Raw genomic sequence first — 15,266 nt, 5'->3', positions numbered from 1 at the left:
GTTTTACTAGGTCAAAGGCGTCTACGATTTTCATCAGGCCGATGAATTCGTCCTGGGGCATGATTTCGCCAAATTTTCCATAGCGGTCTGCCCCTTGTACTTGTTTGTTGTACCATGGCATTTCATAGGTTCTTAGGTCTTCTGGTGTTATTGTTCCTATGTATGCTTGGTTGGGTGGGTAGCTTACTACTTCTTGGTAGTTTCTTAGATGCTCTGGCAGTTTTTTTAGGTATTCGCTGTTGGGGTTGGCTTGTTTTTCTGTTGTTTGAGTTGTTCCATTGTGTAGAATCATGTCTGGTGTATGTACCAGTACATAGGATGTTCCTTTTACTACTGCATAGGACATTGGTTGCACCTCCATTGGTTTATATAAAATAAAGTTTTTATTTCAACTCTTAATTTCTAATTTAGTTATTAAATATGCCAGCTGATCTTCCTACAGCTGGCATGTTTTTTAGTCTTCGAAAACAGTTTGGCCTTCTACTTCTGTTGTTAGTGCTTGTAATGATTTCTCCACAATCTTTCTTCTAAGTGTTTTTTCATCCTTTTTATCCAATGCAGGATTACCTAGTGGATATGGTATAGCTATAGCAGGTACGATTCGGTTAGCACCAACTGTCAATGATATAGGTACTACTGTACAAATATGGACTACTGGAATCCCAGCTCTCTCTACTTCTTTTACCATTGTTGCACCGCAACGTGTACAGGTGCCTCATGTGGAGGTAAGGATCACAGCTTCAACACCATCTGCTATTAGTTCTTTTGCAAACTCCGATGCAAAAGCCTTAGAACTTGCTACTGATGTTCCATTTCCTACTGTTGTATAGAAATATCTGTGCAGTTCCCCAATAGCTCCCTCTTTTTCAAGGTCCCTTAATACATCTACTGGTAATACTCTATCAGGATCCTCGTTTGCATATACAGGATCATATCCACCATGGGCTGTTTCATGATCTGCCTCTGTCAACTCTTGGAAGTTGGCAATGTCATATTTCCCATACTTTGATGCACTAGAGGATTCAACTCTATCAGGATTACCTTTTGGTACAATGCCACCAGAGGTGACTAAAGCTATCTTTGCCTTACTTAAATCTTTTACAGCAGGATTTGGTTCAACTCTATCAAAGTCTGGCATTGGGTACTCCGTAACAAAGTCCTCGCCTTTTAATTTTTTGATTAGCATATCAACAGCTCGTTTAGAACCTCTTTCTTCAGCAAAGTAGTTCTTTCTGATTCCTCTTGAAATATACTTGTCTTCTTCAGGTGAACCAACTTCTTCACCCTTTAATAATTTTAGAGCAAGATTTACCATAGCTGGAACTGCCGCTCGCATAGTAGCAGCTGAATTTCCTGTTTCTACAATATAAACACTCTTTTTAAACATATCAGCTCCAGGATTTTCAATATACATTCCTGTTACTACTGGAATCCCTAATTCATCTTGTACTGCTTTGGTTATTGTTCCACAGGCCACACCATATCTTCCTGCGTTAAAAGCTGGACCAGCAATGAATAAATCAGGTTTATATTGCTTAATCATATCTAGGATTTCTTTTTGAGCTACTTCCACATTTTCATTAAAATAAGAATCTCCACAGATGACTGTTGCAACAATTTCTGCCTCTTCCTTTAATGCAGTATTAATAGCCATACCTGGACCTACTACACCTTCTCTAACTTCTGGTTTAATATCAGCTTTTTCTTCGCCACCAATACCTGCAAAGAACTGATTGATATAATGAACGACTCTTTTTTTGCTCATACTTTCCCCCCTCTCTTATTTTCAACGGGATATTTTATGGGTAATTTAATCATTATATTTACAGTGTTCACTTCTGATAGCACTCATTTCTTCGATAATACCATCAACATCAAGTACCATCTCCATCATGCCGATTTGATCATCATATACTTCAGCATTTACTTCATCTTTAAATTGTGGCTCAACTACATGATATACTCTAAGTCCTAACTGGACTCCTGCCAATGGACCTGCAAAGGTTGGATCGCCAGCTGTTACAGTTTCAGCCGCTAAACCAGAGGATTCTGCTTCAGCTGCTCCTAATAAAACTATAACATTTTCTGGGCTGTATTTATCTGTTAAATCCTTTACCCTTTGTTGGTTTTCTAAGTCCATTGCTCCTGCAGCGGTTCAGACAAAGCATTCAGTAGCAGAGAAGACTACTTCAGCGCCGGTTGTCTTTAAACACTCTTCTATTGCTGGACCAGGAATTCCATCTCTATCGCCAATAATGATAACTTTTTTATTATCAAAAAGTGCCATACTCTCATCCTTTCTTTCATTGAATTTATTTTAGTTTTTCCTTCGTGGATTTTCTTAAACAGTTTTTAAATTCATTAAATACAATTAATATTCTTTTGCTGTAAGCCTTACAAAACCTGTTTCATTAGTGGCTCCAGTAATAGCCTGTATTTCTACCTCGATGCTTCCATCAGCTCTTAAGCTGCCATCAAATCCTCCAGCAATGGTATCAACATATTGTGTAGTGCCAATGATTTTTTTCATTGGTGGCAAAAGAATAACTTCATTAGCATTCCCATTGGTTATAACAGCATCTGCTTTAGGGTCTGCATCTGCAAGAGATTGTGATGCACCATCTCTGCCAGCATATTCATCTGTTACAATAACAGTTTTCACACCTTCGTTTTCAATTTTTTTGCAATTCATAATTAGGTCAGTATCTGGATTTCCAAAGCCTTCTTGAGAAACGATAACAGCATCTAAACCTAAATATTTGCATAGCTTAGCTGTCCAATTTGAAGACCTCTCTTTATCAGCAAGATAAACGTTCTCATTGGTGATAATTACACCAACAAAATTGTATTCCTTACCATGCTTTTCATAAAGATCTTCGATGATGGAATTGTTTTGATGTACATAGGTTGGATTTTTATCGCAGGCGGATACACAGTTACCACTAATAATGGCACCATCAAAAATCTCTGTCGGATATAAAATCGTTGGTATAATCTTTTTTGCATCTACCCCATAAACATAGGTATCATGAAGTAATCCCTGAGTTTGAAGCATGTAAACATAGCCAACTCTAGGTAAATCAGGATATTTTTTAATGGATTCTAGAAGAGGCTCTGTCTCATAATACTTTATTTCCTCTGGCTCAAGATTCTTAGCAAACTCACCAAGATATTGTGCTGCCTTTAACCCAATCATTCTTACAGCTGCTTCATGATCGTATTGCTTAATACCATCAACTGGATCAGCAATTATAACAATGTTGTGCAATTTAGAAAATGGTGTGTATTCTGCTCCAGGCCCTGACATGTCAATGATTCCCTCTTGGAAACCAACAATTTTACCTGCAGTAACAACTGCAACATTTTTTAATGCGTGTGTACGACCAGTTCCTACAGTATCTACTTTACTAAGTACACCTGGGAACATTCCTCCTGGTCCTTCCACCTTTACTCTAGGTTCGATGACATCCTTCACTGGCGTAATCCTTACCTCTTCTCCTGGGTGAGCTAATTCTACGTCAATGTTCTTCACACGCTCATCACCACCTACTGTTGCCAATAATTCTTCTTTGTCAATATAAAGTACTCCATTTTCTATTTTTGTAGCATCACTAAACTGTACATCTTTAATGAAAATATTACCTAACTCTAATCGCACAAACTTCACCTCCCTTTATTAATAAAAAGCCTATAACTATATCAAATTATTCAGTTATAGGCCAAGCTTAAACTGCTTTCTATAAGTATTTCTTAATCATGGATTCAATATTCCCTTTTGTCGCGTCATCCTTTGTTACTTCTTCTACCTTTTCTCCACCTTTATAGATGGAAATTGTAGGTAAACCAAGAACTTTTTGTTTGATAGCAAGTCTTCTAGCTTTTGTTGTGTTTAGTTTTACAAATTTAATTTTGTCTCCATAAACTTCTTCTAGTGCTTCGATGTCTGGTAATAATGCTTTACATGGCTCACAGCCATCGCTCCAAAAATCCACCAATACGACACCATCAACCTCTAACACTTCTTTATCAAAAGTATCCTTGTCAACTGCTAACATTTTTACACCTCCTTATAATTTTTATTCCTCAAAAGTATTATCAATATATTTTTCTGCTTGGATAGCTGCAATTGCACCATCCGCTACAGCTGTTACTACTTGTCTTAAAGATTTCACTCTACAATCTCCAGCTGCAAAAACTCCTGGAATGTTGGTTTTCATATTATCATCTGTAATTAGGTAACCAGTTTCATCCATGTCTAGCAAGCCTTTAAACAAGTCCGTTTGGGGAAGATATCCCACAAAGACAAAGATTCCAAATGTACCATCTTCTTCATCAGCATGATATTCTGTTGTTTCACCAGTCTTCACATTTTTAAAAACTATGGACTCTACTAAGCCGTCTCCTTTAATTTCCTCTACTACACTATCCCAAATAAATTCCATTTTAGGATTCTTGAAGGCCTTATCTTGGATAGATTTTGCAGCTCTTAGCTCATCTCTTCTATGTACAATGGTTACTTTTCTTGCAAACTTCGTAAGATGAATAGCTTCCTCCACTGCAGAATCTCCTCCACCTATTACAAAAACTTCAAAGTCAGTAAAGAAGTCAGCATCGCAGGTTGCACAGTAAGAAACGCCTTTTCCGGTAAACTCCTTCTCTCCAGGTACACTTAATGGTCTTGGCGTTGCTCCTGGAGTAGCTATGATTGCTTTTGCCTTATAGCTTTCTTTTTCTCCCACCAAAACTTTAATTTTTTCTTCTACCTGTATTTCTTTGATAGCATCTTTTTTTATTTCAGCACCAAATTCCTTACATTGTTCAACCATTCTAGCTACTAAGGATGGGCCTGTAGCATCTGCAATTGCCCCTGGATAATTTGCTACCTCATTAGTTGTAACAATTTGTCCACCTGTTCTATCTTTTTCTAATATCAATGTAGACATTTTACCTCTTGCAGCGTAAAGTCCAGCAGATAACCCAGCCGGGCCTCCACCAATAATCACCACATCGTAAATTTTTTCCATATTTATCACTCCTTATGTGCATTTTCCTTTATATATTAACTACCTAAACTAGGCTAGGTTAATCACAAACCTATACTTCCCATGGCACTTTCTAATAATCTAAAATCTATTTCGCTAAAATCCTCTAAAATACTTTCTGTCCATAATGGTGTCTTTTTATTCTCAATAAACTTTTTTGCAGTAAGGATACTGTCTTCAATAATCGTTGTAGAACTGATATTCATTTGCCCAACGTCACTAGAAATTAGTGCGCTTTTGTATGGAGTTTCATTGGGTTTTATACTGCCTGATAACGGATGCGTCAGTAGTTCATGACCTTTATGTATATAATCTCTAACAGCAATCAGAACATCCATGTACTCTCCCTCAATAAAAACTATCTTACATAATTCTTTATAGCTTTCAATAACCTTTGGATTATTCGTAACAATAACTGGCTTCAAGTATATACCTCCATTTGCTAGCTTTGTACATCTTATTTTAGTTTATGTAATTATGCTTTTTTCATGTGTTAAAGATATACAAATATGTATTTAAAAAAATGGGCAAAACAAAAACAGAGATAACTTATAACAACGCCTGTTGCAATAAATTACCTCTGTTGGTTTACCTGAGAGTTTCTTTCTAAATCTAGAAATTGCTCCTTCGGTGCTAAATTAGTTCTTAGCTTTCCAGAGAGCTGTCCAAATACGGTCCTTTTGCCTGAGATATTCACTAAAAAATGGCGTATCTTTTAGCTTCTTCCTTCGGCGCCTAATCATACTAAAATCTATATTAGGTCTCTCCCGCATTTTTCCTCCAGCACTGATATTGAATTTTTAAATGTATTGTTAAAAATTAATCATGATTATCTATATACATTCATTATAATAAGAAAAGCTATGATAAGCAACAGTTTTTCATAAATATTTCTATTTTTTTCTAGTGAGTTCATTATAAGATTTACTTTTCATAAAAAATTGCTAAAGTACCAGGCCCTGCGTGCGTCCCTATAGTACATCCGATTTCTGTAATCAGTATTTCTTGTGGCTTTAATTCCTTCTCCACCATTTCCTTTAACTCTTCTGCTTTTCTAGGATTATTTGCATGAGCGATTGCTACTGCCTTATTACTAAAATCACTTCCTCTTTCTTTTGCTAAATCCAGCATTTTATTTATTACTTTCTTGCTGCCTCTCACTTTATCTAATGATTCTACTAAACCTTCTTCCACTGTGAGAATAGGCTTTACATTCAATATCGTTGCTATGGTGGCCTTCATTGGATTTAATCTGCCGCCCTTTTTTAAGTATTCCAATGTATCTACAGTAAAAATATGATCCACATTTGACTTCATTTTTCTTAGTCTCTCAATTATTTCTCCTGTACTCTTGTTATCTGCTGCCATTTTAGCTGCTTCATATGCAAAGAAGCCTGCTCCAAAACACAAACTCATGGTATCAAAAATAACAATTTTTTCGGTTTCTAATTGTGTCTTTGCTAGGACAGCATTTTGGTGAGTCCCACTGGCCTTTGATGACCCATTAATACAAATTATTTCCTTACCTTCCTCAAGTATTCCTTTAAATACTTGTAGAAAGATATTTGGTGCAACCTGAGATGTTTTAGGTAGTTCTTTTACTTGGGTAAGTTTGCTATAAAACTCTTCGCCAGTCAAATCAATTCCATCTCTATATTCTTCGTTATCGAAATGAATCGTTAATGGTACTACAACTATATTATACTTTTCCACAAGATTTTTTGGAATATCTGTCATACTATCAACTACAATTTGAATATTGCTCATTTTTAAAACCCCCTTCATTTTAAGATATACTATGTAAAGTATTATGTCTCATCACCAAAAGGTTTCTAATACCATATACCACTCTTTTTAGTATATAACATTTTATTCTTTTATGGTATATTATCTCATTCCTGGATAATTCCACTGTCTTAAGACTTCATAAACTGCAATAGCTACAGAATTTGATAAATTCAAGGAACGAGCCTTTTCTATGCTAAGCATGGGAATTCTAATGCAATGTTCTTTGTTTTTTTCTAAAATTTCTTTAGGTATTCCAGCAGTTTCTTTCCCAAACATAACGTATACTTCTTCTCCATAGCAGACATCGCTGTGTGCTTTCTCTGCTTTTGTAGTGGCATAATAAATCTCTGCCTTTGGATTTTGTTCCACAAAAGCTTGATAACTATCATAATACCTGAAATCTAATAAATCCCAATAATCTAATCCTGCTCTTTTTACAGCTTTTTCGTCTAAGCTAAATCCCATAGGTCCGATAATATGTAATACAGTATTGGTTATCACACATGTTCTAGCAATATTTCCCGTGTTTTGTGGTATTTCTGGTTCTAATAATACAACATGTAATGTCATTTCCATCCTCCTGTTTCTATTCTATTATAATAATTTCTTCTACTTATTAATCAATATTACATATTATACTTCTTTTGCTTTACAAATAATATAAATTTTTTTGTGATTTTTTTATAATTTCACTCTAAGTATTATGATATCATTTGCTATTTGTTAAGAGCAATAACAAATAAATGATCTTCTATTAGTATTATTATTCAATTCATAATATGGTCATGCATTTGTTTTATATCCTTTTAAAAGTGTATAGTATATATAAAGATGTTATTTAATAAATAGGAGGCTGATATTTTGAGTTCAACGAAAATTAACATTCACCACTTAGGCCATAGTAGCTTTGCTGTTGAGACCCTTAACTATTATCTAATTTTTGACTATTATCATGATAGCTTCATAACGAAGAAGCATTCTTTTCAACAGGATGTGTTTACAGAAAAATATTTGAAAACACCAAAGAAAGTTATCATTTTTGTCACACATAGTCATGGGGATCATTATAACCGTTTCATTTTTCAGTGGGAAAATATCAATCCAAAAATAAACTATGTGTTGAGTCATGATATAAAAGATGATATTCATAAAAAATCATATCTTTATATGCATCCTTATGAAGAGTTAGTTTTAGAAGATATAATTATACAAAGCTATGGTACAACAGATAAAGGAGTATCCTTTTTAGTCAAGGTTGATGGGATTACCCTATTTCATGCTGGAGATTTGAATTGGTGGCATTGGAAGGATTTTACTGATGAACAGCAAAAAGCTGAAGAGGAGGATTTTAAGAAAGAAGTAAGCTACCTCCCAACTTCAGGTATAGATGTAGCTTTCCTTCCAGTAGATCCTAGACTAGAGGAATACTATCATCTTGCTGGAGTATATTTTGCAAAGATGCTTAAACCAAAGCTTTTAGTGCCTATGCATTTCAGAGATAACTATTATATTTGCCATGAATTCACAAACAAGCTTCAGGATCCTTCCATAGAAGTTGCTCAATTAAAGCGCTTAGGTGATATTGTTACATATTCTCCTTTATAGGATAGCAGTTTAATATCTATAGTGTGCTGTAATATGAATGAATTGTGGTTTTTTGAGTTGATAAGCGAAAATAGAGATTTTTCAACAGTCCAAGAATACTATTTCCCTAAAATGAAATAATATAGTTAATATTTTAAGGATATGATGATTAAAATCTATCCTTCATTTTCTATTTTGGCTATGTTAAAGATAGATGTTGATATTATATAAATAAAATCATGACAGGATACTGAGTTTTTGTCACTCTGAGCATAGCGAAGAGTCTTAGATCCTTCGGTTCCCTCAGGATGACAAATCCCAAGTATTAATAGAATGTTAAAATCAACAATAGTGTTTAACAGAGCCTTTATTTTAAAAGTGGTGGGAGATATACTACATGAAACATAGATCTCAAAAGCTTATTCTTTTTATACTATTTATCTTAGGTGTTTTTCTGTTGTTATTTTTTAGTATGAGAGACCATTTAACTATAGAAAATATTCATGAAAATAGAGTTTTATTTCAAAACTATGTCCGTCAACATTATCTCTTGTCTATATTTCTTTATATAGCTATTTATACTCTTGTTGTTGCATCTGGTATCCCTGCAGCTATTATTCTTTCTCTTTTAGGGGGTGCTCTATTTGGTGTCCTTCCAGCAGCACTATTTATAAATCTTAGTGCTACCATAGGTGCCGCTATCACTTTTTTGCTGTCAAGATATTATATTGGGTCTTGGGTACAAAGCAAGTATAAGGACAGGCTGTCAAAATTTAATGCTGAGGTAAAATCCAATGGTCATTATTATATGATTTTTGTTAGATTGGTTCCTGTGTTTCCTTTTATTGTAGTAAATTCTCTATCAGGCTTAACCAAAATTTCTTTCAGGGTTTTTTTATGGACAACAGCCCTTGGTGTGATTCCTATATCTGTTATCTATGCCTATACAGGATCCAATTTAGCTGAGATTACTTCACCACAAGACATCTTATCTACAGGTAATATCATAGTTTTTTCTTTATTAGCTTTGCTAGCTTTACTGCCAATTTTTATTAAAAAGATGAAAAATAAAAATTCATAGTTAAACTAGATTTTCTATCTTGGGAGACTGCTAATGTAAGTAACGCTATAACCAGTAGGATAAATTTTATTTAACATTTATTCTTGACAAATGACTCATGGTCATTTATAGTGAGAATATAACAATTAAGTGAGGTTATAACATGGCTTATATAAAGAGAGCACTAAGTGATGTAGAAAAACAGCAACGTCAAGAGGATATTCTGAACACTGCCGAGAAGCTATTCTTAGATTGCGATTATAAGGATATTACCATGTCAAAGATTGCAAAAAACACAGGATTAGCAAAAGGAACATTATTCCTCTATTTTCAAACCAAAGAAGACCTCTTTCTATCCCTTACTGAAAGGTACATATCCCATTGGAGTCAAGAGATTCAAATGAAAATCAGTAATAGTATTTCAAATAGAAAAAGTCTCTCAATTAATGAATTTGTTAATCTATTGATGAATTCTATTGATAATATTGTTTTAGTGAAACTTTTTTCTATACTTGACGATACCTTAGAACAAAACATTGATTTTAATCGTTCTGTTCAATTCAAAACTTTTCTTAAAAACGAGATGTGCCAAATAGGTAAACTTATAGAGACAGCTATGCCGATTATTCATGAAGGGCACGGTATCATGATACTCAGCCAATTGTTTATTTGCCTGATTGGTAGCTATAAAGTATCTCATCCCTCTCCAATAGTCAAGCAAGCCATACAGGAACCTGGTTTAGAGATGTTTGATAGGGATTTTATCAAAACTATGATGGATATGGCTACCTATCATATACACGGATATATTACTATGCATCAAAACAAATAATTTTTTGCTATTAAATGACCGATGGTCACTAAGGAGGATGTTTATGAAAACAGTATTAATCACAGGTGCATCAAAGGGTATTGGCAAATCAGCAGCCCTTTTGTTCCAAAAAAATGGGTGGAATGTGGCAGCTACTATGCGAGATCCTAATAAGGAATCTGATTTGACCAAGCTTGAAAATGTAAAGTGTTATCAATTGGATGTAACTGACCATGAATCAATCAAAAGATGTTTATCATCAGTCATAAAGGACTTTGGAGGTATTGATGTTCTTGTTAATAATGCAGGGGTTTATACAACCAATCCACTAGAAATCACTGCAGAAAATGATATTCACTACATCATTCATATTAATATCATTGGTACCATTAATATGGTGAAGGCTATTATCCCTTATTTCCGTGCTAATAATAATGGATTGGTTATTAATATTTCATCTATAGCCGGTAAAACCACCTTCCCTTATCAAAGCCTCTACCATGGAACAAAATGGGCTATTGAAGGGATTAGTGAGGGACTTCTGTATGAACTAAGACAACTAAACATTCACATTAAAATTGTAGAGCCAGGCATGGTTAGAACCAATTTATATGATGAAATAAAAAATCTTAATCTAGATAACTATCCTGCTTATTATAAAACTAGTTTTAAAAACTGGCATCGGTATTTGATGCAGAGCTATCAGAAAGGATATGATCCTGATTTTACTGCTAAAACTATTTATAAGGCTGCAGTAGATAATAAGTCAAGATTTCGATATGCATCAGGCTCAGATACTAAAATGGCCTTCTTGTTAAGGTCCCTTCTACCTTTTTCAATGTTTAAAAAAGTGATATTTCGAATGAGTGGCATATAATATTCTTTTTAATACATACAGCATCTGAGGTTTTCAAAAGTCACCTCAGATGCCGATTTTGTTTTTGTAATATCAAATTTTTCTTTATTTAAGTAAATCCTGTAATAGATTGATATCAATTAATTTTTTATCCATTAATGTGCTCTCAAATGTACTGGTATTTCTTATTTCATCAAGTGTGGATTTCATTGCTCCCATTGCGCTAAATATTAGAATGCATGGTAAGCTTACTCTTGAAATACCTAACTCAATGCAATCTCTAATTGTAAATTCATTAATATTATAAGGTAAACCAGCTGCTATGCTTATAGGTCCATTAATTTCTTTTTGTAGTAATTGAATTTCTTCTTTAGTTTTTACACATGGTACAAAACAAATGTCTGCGCCAAATTCAAGGTATTTGTTCCCTCTTTCAATTGCTATATTTAATGCCTTTTTTCTATTGTCGGTGCTTCTCAATGCATCAGTTCTAGCATTGACTACAAAATCCTTAATATTATGTTCTTGTTTTATCTTTAATATCTCCTTAATCTTATCAGACATTACTTCTAAAGAAACAATTTTTTCAGTATTATAAGGATTCCATAAATTTTGATCTTCAATATTGATACCAGCTATTCCTGTGCGAATAAATTTTATTATGTTGTTTCGAAAAATCTCTTGGCAACCATAACCGTCTTCACCATCTGCCATTACAGGAATGTCCACCGCAGATACTATTTCTGATGTTCTTCTAATGTTTTGATCTAAAGTTAATATTTTTTCATCCTTCAGACCTTTAGAAATTGAATAACTATATCCTGAACACTGAATGACCTTAAATCCACAGTATTCAATTAGTTTCGCTGATATTCCATCATAAGCATCTGGAACTATAAGGGTCTCTGAATCATGAATCATTTTTTTCAAAGCTTTATATTTGTTCATTTCATCCCCCATTTTCAGATCTAAATATTTTAAAATTATTACAACAAATAATGGTACCTAATCCTTTAATGTCTCTAATAAAGTCTTATTTTTGTTAACTAAGCCTGTTACTTTTCACCATAAGCCACAAATATACTGACACTTGCTTCCTCACAGCCACTGTTTGATGCAGCACAGCAATTTCCGCCTGCACCATTTACATATACATTCCTTAACCCTGCCGTTTGGAACCATGTTTTAATATCCTCGCGTTTAAAGCCCATCCAGCGATCATATTGCTCTTCTTGTAAAAAGGTATTATTGTGCTGATCTAAATCAGTAATCACCATTTTGCCTCCTGGTTTTAAAACTCTTGCCATTTCTTTAATAGCTATAAGAGGCTCCTCTACATGATGAAGATACATATTAGCAAATATATAGTCTACTGTGTTCTTCTCAATAGGAATACTCTCCGCTGTCCCTTCCCTATAATCAACCAATTTACTATCTCCAAATTTACTTTTCATTTTTTTTATCATGGCCTCTGACTGATCAACAGCGATTACTTGTAATCCCTTCAACAGTAGCCCTTCTGTAATAAATCCAGTACCTGCTCCTATATCAGCAGCTAGTTTTCCTAGATGGATATCTGCAACTTCAAAAGCCTTTTCTCGTATTTCCTCTGCAAAGAAATCTTTCCTCATAGTATCCCATTGATTTGCTACATCATTAAAATAGCTTTTACTATCCATTATACAGCTCCCCTCCCTATTTATTATCTTGATTTTCTTTTAATGCTTTTAATAGAATGTCCAAGCCTTCTAGCACCTGTTGTTGCTTATCTTCAGGAATTGCCCCCAAAACATTTTCAAAATAGAAATTCATTCTTTCTTCAATCCCTTCAAATACTTCTCTACCACCTTCTGTTAGTTGAATGGTAATATATCTTCTGTCCTTTGTATCAAGCTGTCGTTCTACAAAATGTTTTTTTACAAGATTATTTACTGTTCTACTCATGGTACTATTGTCAAGATTAAGGGTTTCTGAAAGTTTCACTAATGATATCGATCCTGCTCTCCCAATCTCCACTAAAGCATGGCATTGAGCCATAGTAATATCACAGCAAGAGCCTTGGTTTTCCTGAAGTACCCCTAGTTTCCTCTCTATTTGTCGAATATGCTCTCTTAACTGTATTGCTTTATGTGTTTTTCCCAAATATTCTCACCTCCCAAATCAATTGTACATTAAAATAGTTGTTAATTGCAACTACTTTTTGGCAAAATTTTTTATCAGCTCACCTATCCTAGATTAGACACAAAATGCAACTAGAAATTTTCTTTAATTAAAGGCTTTGTTAAATACTATTGTTGCTTACAAACGAAATAGCGATGCTAGAAAGCACTAGAGGTTGTCATCCTGAACAGAGTGAAGGATCTTTGCTCAGTATTCACCATAAGATTCTTCGCTATGCTCAGAATGACCGCTACCACAGCGATGGGTAGTTGTTATAAAATATCAATATTTATCTTTAACAGAGCCTAACTAAAAAAAGAGGGATTTTAAGCTTCCCTCTTTTTTCCTAGCTGAAAATATTTTTTTTGTATTTTTCTAATATACTCATCAAAGGATAACCTAATCCATAACAAGCTATTAATTGTCCTAAGCCAACCCAGCCCATAATTGGTAATAGACCCATCTCGTCTGGTGTCCCTAAGAAAATATAGTAGAGCATAGCACCAATGATAACAGCATTAACCAAAATCGGTGGTATAGGTACCAGTACTTTCTTAGGCATTTTATAGGACAGATATGCCGCTATTAAAGTTGCCAAGCTTCCAAAGACAATATCCAATATACCATAGGGTCCTATAATATTAGATACAAGCGCCCCTACAGTTAGTCCTGGAATCGCTGCAGGAGTAAAGAACGGTAGTACCGTTAATACTTCAGCTATTCTTACCTGCATGATTCCATAGCTAAATGGCTTAAAAACCTCCACCAGTACCACATACAATGCTGCAATCATGGCTGCCTGGGTTAAATATTTTGTTTTTTTCATTACTTTTCCTCCAAATCCTTAGTTTTGTTTTAAGTCAGGATGGTTTCGAACTGACTTGTTACTTTTTATCAACAAAGATTATCATATCATTTGTTTTCACTACTTGTCAATTCTACAATATCCTCATGAACTTTTTTTAATAATATCGTTGTAGCCCATACCGGCATTGGCTCATCTATTTTTTCTGTCCATCCCTCTACGTCATTTAGCAATCCTCTTTCGGAAAGATATTTTATTCCTTGTAGCTTCCATTCTGGTACTGAATTCACATTCTCACCTCCTGAAGATTCCTCTTGGTTAAAGCTTTCTAAGGTAGCATTAATATCCTCTAAAAACTCGTCCCAAACCTCTAATAATTTTCTTGGACAATATTTGCCACTCCAACTCTCATGTGTTCTTACTCTATCTACTCCCCAACCTCTTTCCTGCAATATTTTTGCTATCAATCCAAGGGCATGCTTATAGGTTTTTTCTTCGTCTCCTGATTCACAAATTTCTACACCGATGCTGGTTCTATTACCCTCATCGTCTCCTGCATGCCATGCTACTTCTTCCTCTGGGATTATGGCTATTGCCTCTTGGTCATCTACAGCGTAATGAAAGCTTGCATTGTCTGTTCTCCATTCTACGTAATCTCTTTCATCTTGAGCTGTGCTATCAGGATTAGCAGTATTATGAACAGTAACCCACTGCATGTCGCTTTCAGTTCCTGGCCTATTGGGACTGTCCACAGGCACATAGTCTATTTTTATTGTTGGTACCACACCTGTCATTTCTCATCCTCCTTTATAGTTTACGTAGTGTCAAGTTTGACACTCTTTTTTTACTAACTAATCATTATATTTTAAAGGTTTCAAAGTTTTTTTGTATAAAAAAACAATGCCCCCCCATTTCTTGATATAATTGAAGTTCCCAGCTCACAATTAATAAAGAAAGGGTGGTCATTGTGAACTCCATTATATCTTATTTAGTACTATATATTCAATATCTACAAAAAGAACTTTATACACTTTTAATCTTTGTCTCTAGAAACATCCCTTTACGCCAATTGAATTTTGAAGACTCTAATAGTCCTAAGTACCAGAAGTTAAAGATTGATAAGCTCCCTAGAATTCTAAAGTTTCAAATGCAAGATTATC

At 34.4% G+C, this 15,266-nt stretch carries 18 protein-coding genes, 1 pseudogene and 2 riboswitches; of the genes and pseudogenes, 5 read left to right on the top strand and 14 right to left on the bottom strand.

Features of this window, described 5'->3' with window-relative positions:
• The 9 genes and pseudogenes from BMX10_RS17185 to BMX10_RS17145 all read right to left on the bottom strand — a co-directional run.
• Positions 1–346: pseudogene (locus tag BMX10_RS17185) on the bottom strand (glycine/sarcosine/betaine reductase complex component C subunit beta); the annotation flags it as partial.
• Between the two features lie 108 nt (positions 347–454).
• On the bottom strand, positions 455–1,765 hold the full coding sequence (grdB, locus tag BMX10_RS17180; protein WP_090446950.1) for a glycine reductase complex selenoprotein B: 1,311 nt from the start codon (positions 1,763–1,765) through the stop codon (positions 455–457).
• Between the two features lie 45 nt (positions 1,766–1,810).
• The gene (grdA, locus tag BMX10_RS17175; RefSeq protein WP_090446948.1) at positions 1,811–2,287 is read right to left on the bottom strand and encodes a glycine/sarcosine/betaine reductase complex selenoprotein A; all 477 of its coding nucleotides are present in this window, start codon (positions 2,285–2,287) and stop codon (positions 1,811–1,813) included.
• Between the two features lie 84 nt (positions 2,288–2,371).
• The gene (locus tag BMX10_RS17170; RefSeq protein ID WP_090446945.1) at positions 2,372–3,658 is read right to left on the bottom strand and encodes a glycine/sarcosine/betaine reductase component B subunit; all 1,287 of its coding nucleotides are present in this window, start codon (positions 3,656–3,658) and stop codon (positions 2,372–2,374) included.
• 79 nt (positions 3,659–3,737) lie between these two features.
• Positions 3,738–4,055 (bottom strand): thioredoxin TrxA, encoded by a 318-nt coding sequence (gene trxA, locus BMX10_RS17165; RefSeq protein WP_090446943.1) that lies wholly within the window; start codon positions 4,053–4,055, stop codon positions 3,738–3,740.
• Between the two features lie 21 nt (positions 4,056–4,076).
• Entirely contained in the window at positions 4,077–5,024 is a 948-nt protein-coding gene (trxB, locus tag BMX10_RS17160) for a thioredoxin-disulfide reductase (RefSeq protein WP_090446941.1), read from the bottom strand.
• 62 nt (positions 5,025–5,086) lie between these two features.
• Positions 5,087–5,467, bottom strand: a complete 381-nt coding sequence (locus tag BMX10_RS17155) for a GrdX family protein (protein WP_090446939.1) — start codon at positions 5,465–5,467, stop codon at positions 5,087–5,089.
• Positions 5,468–5,620: 153 nt separating this feature from the next.
• Positions 5,621–5,701: riboswitch (glycine riboswitch) on the bottom strand.
• 3 nt (positions 5,702–5,704) lie between these two features.
• Positions 5,705–5,822: riboswitch (glycine riboswitch) on the bottom strand.
• A 144-nt stretch (positions 5,823–5,966) separates the two neighbouring features.
• Positions 5,967–6,809: a DegV family protein gene (locus tag BMX10_RS17150; RefSeq protein ID WP_090446937.1), complete on the bottom strand. Its 843-nt coding sequence runs from the start codon at positions 6,807–6,809 to the stop codon at positions 5,967–5,969.
• 120 nt (positions 6,810–6,929) lie between these two features.
• Entirely contained in the window at positions 6,930–7,400 is a 471-nt protein-coding gene (locus BMX10_RS17145; RefSeq protein WP_090446935.1) for a tRNA (cytidine(34)-2'-O)-methyltransferase, read from the bottom strand.
• Between the two features lie 291 nt (positions 7,401–7,691).
• Between BMX10_RS17145 and BMX10_RS17140 the strand changes: the two genes are divergently transcribed.
• The 4 genes from BMX10_RS17140 to BMX10_RS17125 all read left to right on the top strand — a co-directional run bounded on the left by BMX10_RS17140 (position 7,692) and on the right by BMX10_RS17125 (position 11,162).
• The gene (locus BMX10_RS17140) at positions 7,692–8,435 is read left to right on the top strand and encodes an MBL fold metallo-hydrolase (protein WP_170834880.1); all 744 of its coding nucleotides are present in this window, start codon (positions 7,692–7,694) and stop codon (positions 8,433–8,435) included.
• Between the two features lie 376 nt (positions 8,436–8,811).
• Positions 8,812–9,495: a TVP38/TMEM64 family protein gene (locus tag BMX10_RS17135; RefSeq protein WP_090446931.1), complete on the top strand. Its 684-nt coding sequence runs from the start codon at positions 8,812–8,814 to the stop codon at positions 9,493–9,495.
• A gap of 142 nt (positions 9,496–9,637) precedes the next feature.
• Positions 9,638–10,306 carry a TetR/AcrR family transcriptional regulator gene (locus BMX10_RS17130; RefSeq protein WP_090446929.1) on the top strand — a complete coding sequence of 223 codons (669 nt, stop codon included), beginning with the start codon at positions 9,638–9,640 and terminating at the stop codon, positions 10,304–10,306.
• Positions 10,307–10,349: 43 nt separating this feature from the next.
• The gene (locus tag BMX10_RS17125) at positions 10,350–11,162 is read left to right on the top strand and encodes an SDR family NAD(P)-dependent oxidoreductase (protein WP_170834879.1); all 813 of its coding nucleotides are present in this window, start codon (positions 10,350–10,352) and stop codon (positions 11,160–11,162) included.
• A gap of 84 nt (positions 11,163–11,246) precedes the next feature.
• Here the strand turns inward: BMX10_RS17125 and BMX10_RS17120 are convergent, their stop codons facing one another.
• The 5 genes from BMX10_RS17120 to BMX10_RS17100 all read right to left on the bottom strand — a co-directional run bounded on the left by BMX10_RS17120 (position 11,247) and on the right by BMX10_RS17100 (position 14,900).
• On the bottom strand, positions 11,247–12,089 hold the full coding sequence (locus tag BMX10_RS17120) for an isocitrate lyase/PEP mutase family protein (protein WP_090446925.1): 843 nt from the start codon (positions 12,087–12,089) through the stop codon (positions 11,247–11,249).
• Between the two features lie 107 nt (positions 12,090–12,196).
• Positions 12,197–12,820 (bottom strand): class I SAM-dependent methyltransferase, encoded by a 624-nt coding sequence (locus BMX10_RS17115; RefSeq protein WP_090446923.1) that lies wholly within the window; start codon positions 12,818–12,820, stop codon positions 12,197–12,199.
• A 16-nt stretch (positions 12,821–12,836) separates the two neighbouring features.
• Complete coding sequence (locus BMX10_RS17110) at positions 12,837–13,283, bottom strand: MarR family winged helix-turn-helix transcriptional regulator (RefSeq protein WP_090446921.1); 447 nt, start codon at positions 13,281–13,283, stop codon at positions 12,837–12,839.
• A gap of 364 nt (positions 13,284–13,647) precedes the next feature.
• Complete coding sequence (locus tag BMX10_RS17105) at positions 13,648–14,127, bottom strand: QueT transporter family protein (protein WP_090446919.1); 480 nt, start codon at positions 14,125–14,127, stop codon at positions 13,648–13,650.
• A gap of 86 nt (positions 14,128–14,213) precedes the next feature.
• Complete coding sequence (locus BMX10_RS17100; RefSeq protein WP_090446918.1) at positions 14,214–14,900, bottom strand: peptidoglycan recognition protein family protein; 687 nt, start codon at positions 14,898–14,900, stop codon at positions 14,214–14,216.
• 173 nt (positions 14,901–15,073) lie between these two features.
• Between BMX10_RS17100 and BMX10_RS18220 the strand changes: the two genes are divergently transcribed.
• On the top strand, positions 15,074–15,266 hold a 193-nt coding region (locus tag BMX10_RS18220), incomplete at its 3' end, for a hypothetical protein (RefSeq protein ID WP_330387935.1).

It is taken from the genome of Natronincola peptidivorans (assembly GCF_900111615.1).
Classification (GTDB): domain Bacteria; phylum Bacillota; class Clostridia; order Peptostreptococcales; family Natronincolaceae; genus Natronincola_A; species Natronincola_A peptidivorans.
The sequence above is the reverse complement of the archived record's forward strand: the minus strand, read 5'-3'. Positions and strand labels throughout refer to the sequence as shown.

Coding starts and splice junctions, on each gene's coding strand:
- trxA (WP_090446943.1), bottom strand. CDS start 4,055: ATGTTAGCAGTTGACAAGGATACTTTTGATAAAGAAGTGTTAGAGGTT.
- trxB (WP_090446941.1), bottom strand. CDS start 5,024: ATGGAAAAAATTTACGATGTGGTGATTATTGGTGGAGGCCCGGCTGGG.
- BMX10_RS17150 (WP_090446937.1), bottom strand. CDS start 6,809: ATGAGCAATATTCAAATTGTAGTTGATAGTATGACAGATATTCCAAAA.
- BMX10_RS17145 (WP_090446935.1), bottom strand. CDS start 7,400: ATGACATTACATGTTGTATTATTAGAACCAGAAATACCACAAAACACG.
- BMX10_RS17135 (WP_090446931.1), top strand. CDS start 8,812: ATGAAACATAGATCTCAAAAGCTTATTCTTTTTATACTATTTATCTTA.
- BMX10_RS17130 (WP_090446929.1), top strand. CDS start 9,638: ATGGCTTATATAAAGAGAGCACTAAGTGATGTAGAAAAACAGCAACGT.
- BMX10_RS17125 (WP_170834879.1), top strand. CDS start 10,350: ATGAAAACAGTATTAATCACAGGTGCATCAAAGGGTATTGGCAAATCA.
- BMX10_RS17120 (WP_090446925.1), bottom strand. CDS start 12,089: ATGAACAAATATAAAGCTTTGAAAAAAATGATTCATGATTCAGAGACC.
- BMX10_RS17115 (WP_090446923.1), bottom strand. CDS start 12,820: ATGGATAGTAAAAGCTATTTTAATGATGTAGCAAATCAATGGGATACT.
- BMX10_RS17105 (WP_090446919.1), bottom strand. CDS start 14,127: ATGAAAAAAACAAAATATTTAACCCAGGCAGCCATGATTGCAGCATTG.
- BMX10_RS17100 (WP_090446918.1), bottom strand. CDS start 14,900: ATGACAGGTGTGGTACCAACAATAAAAATAGACTATGTGCCTGTGGAC.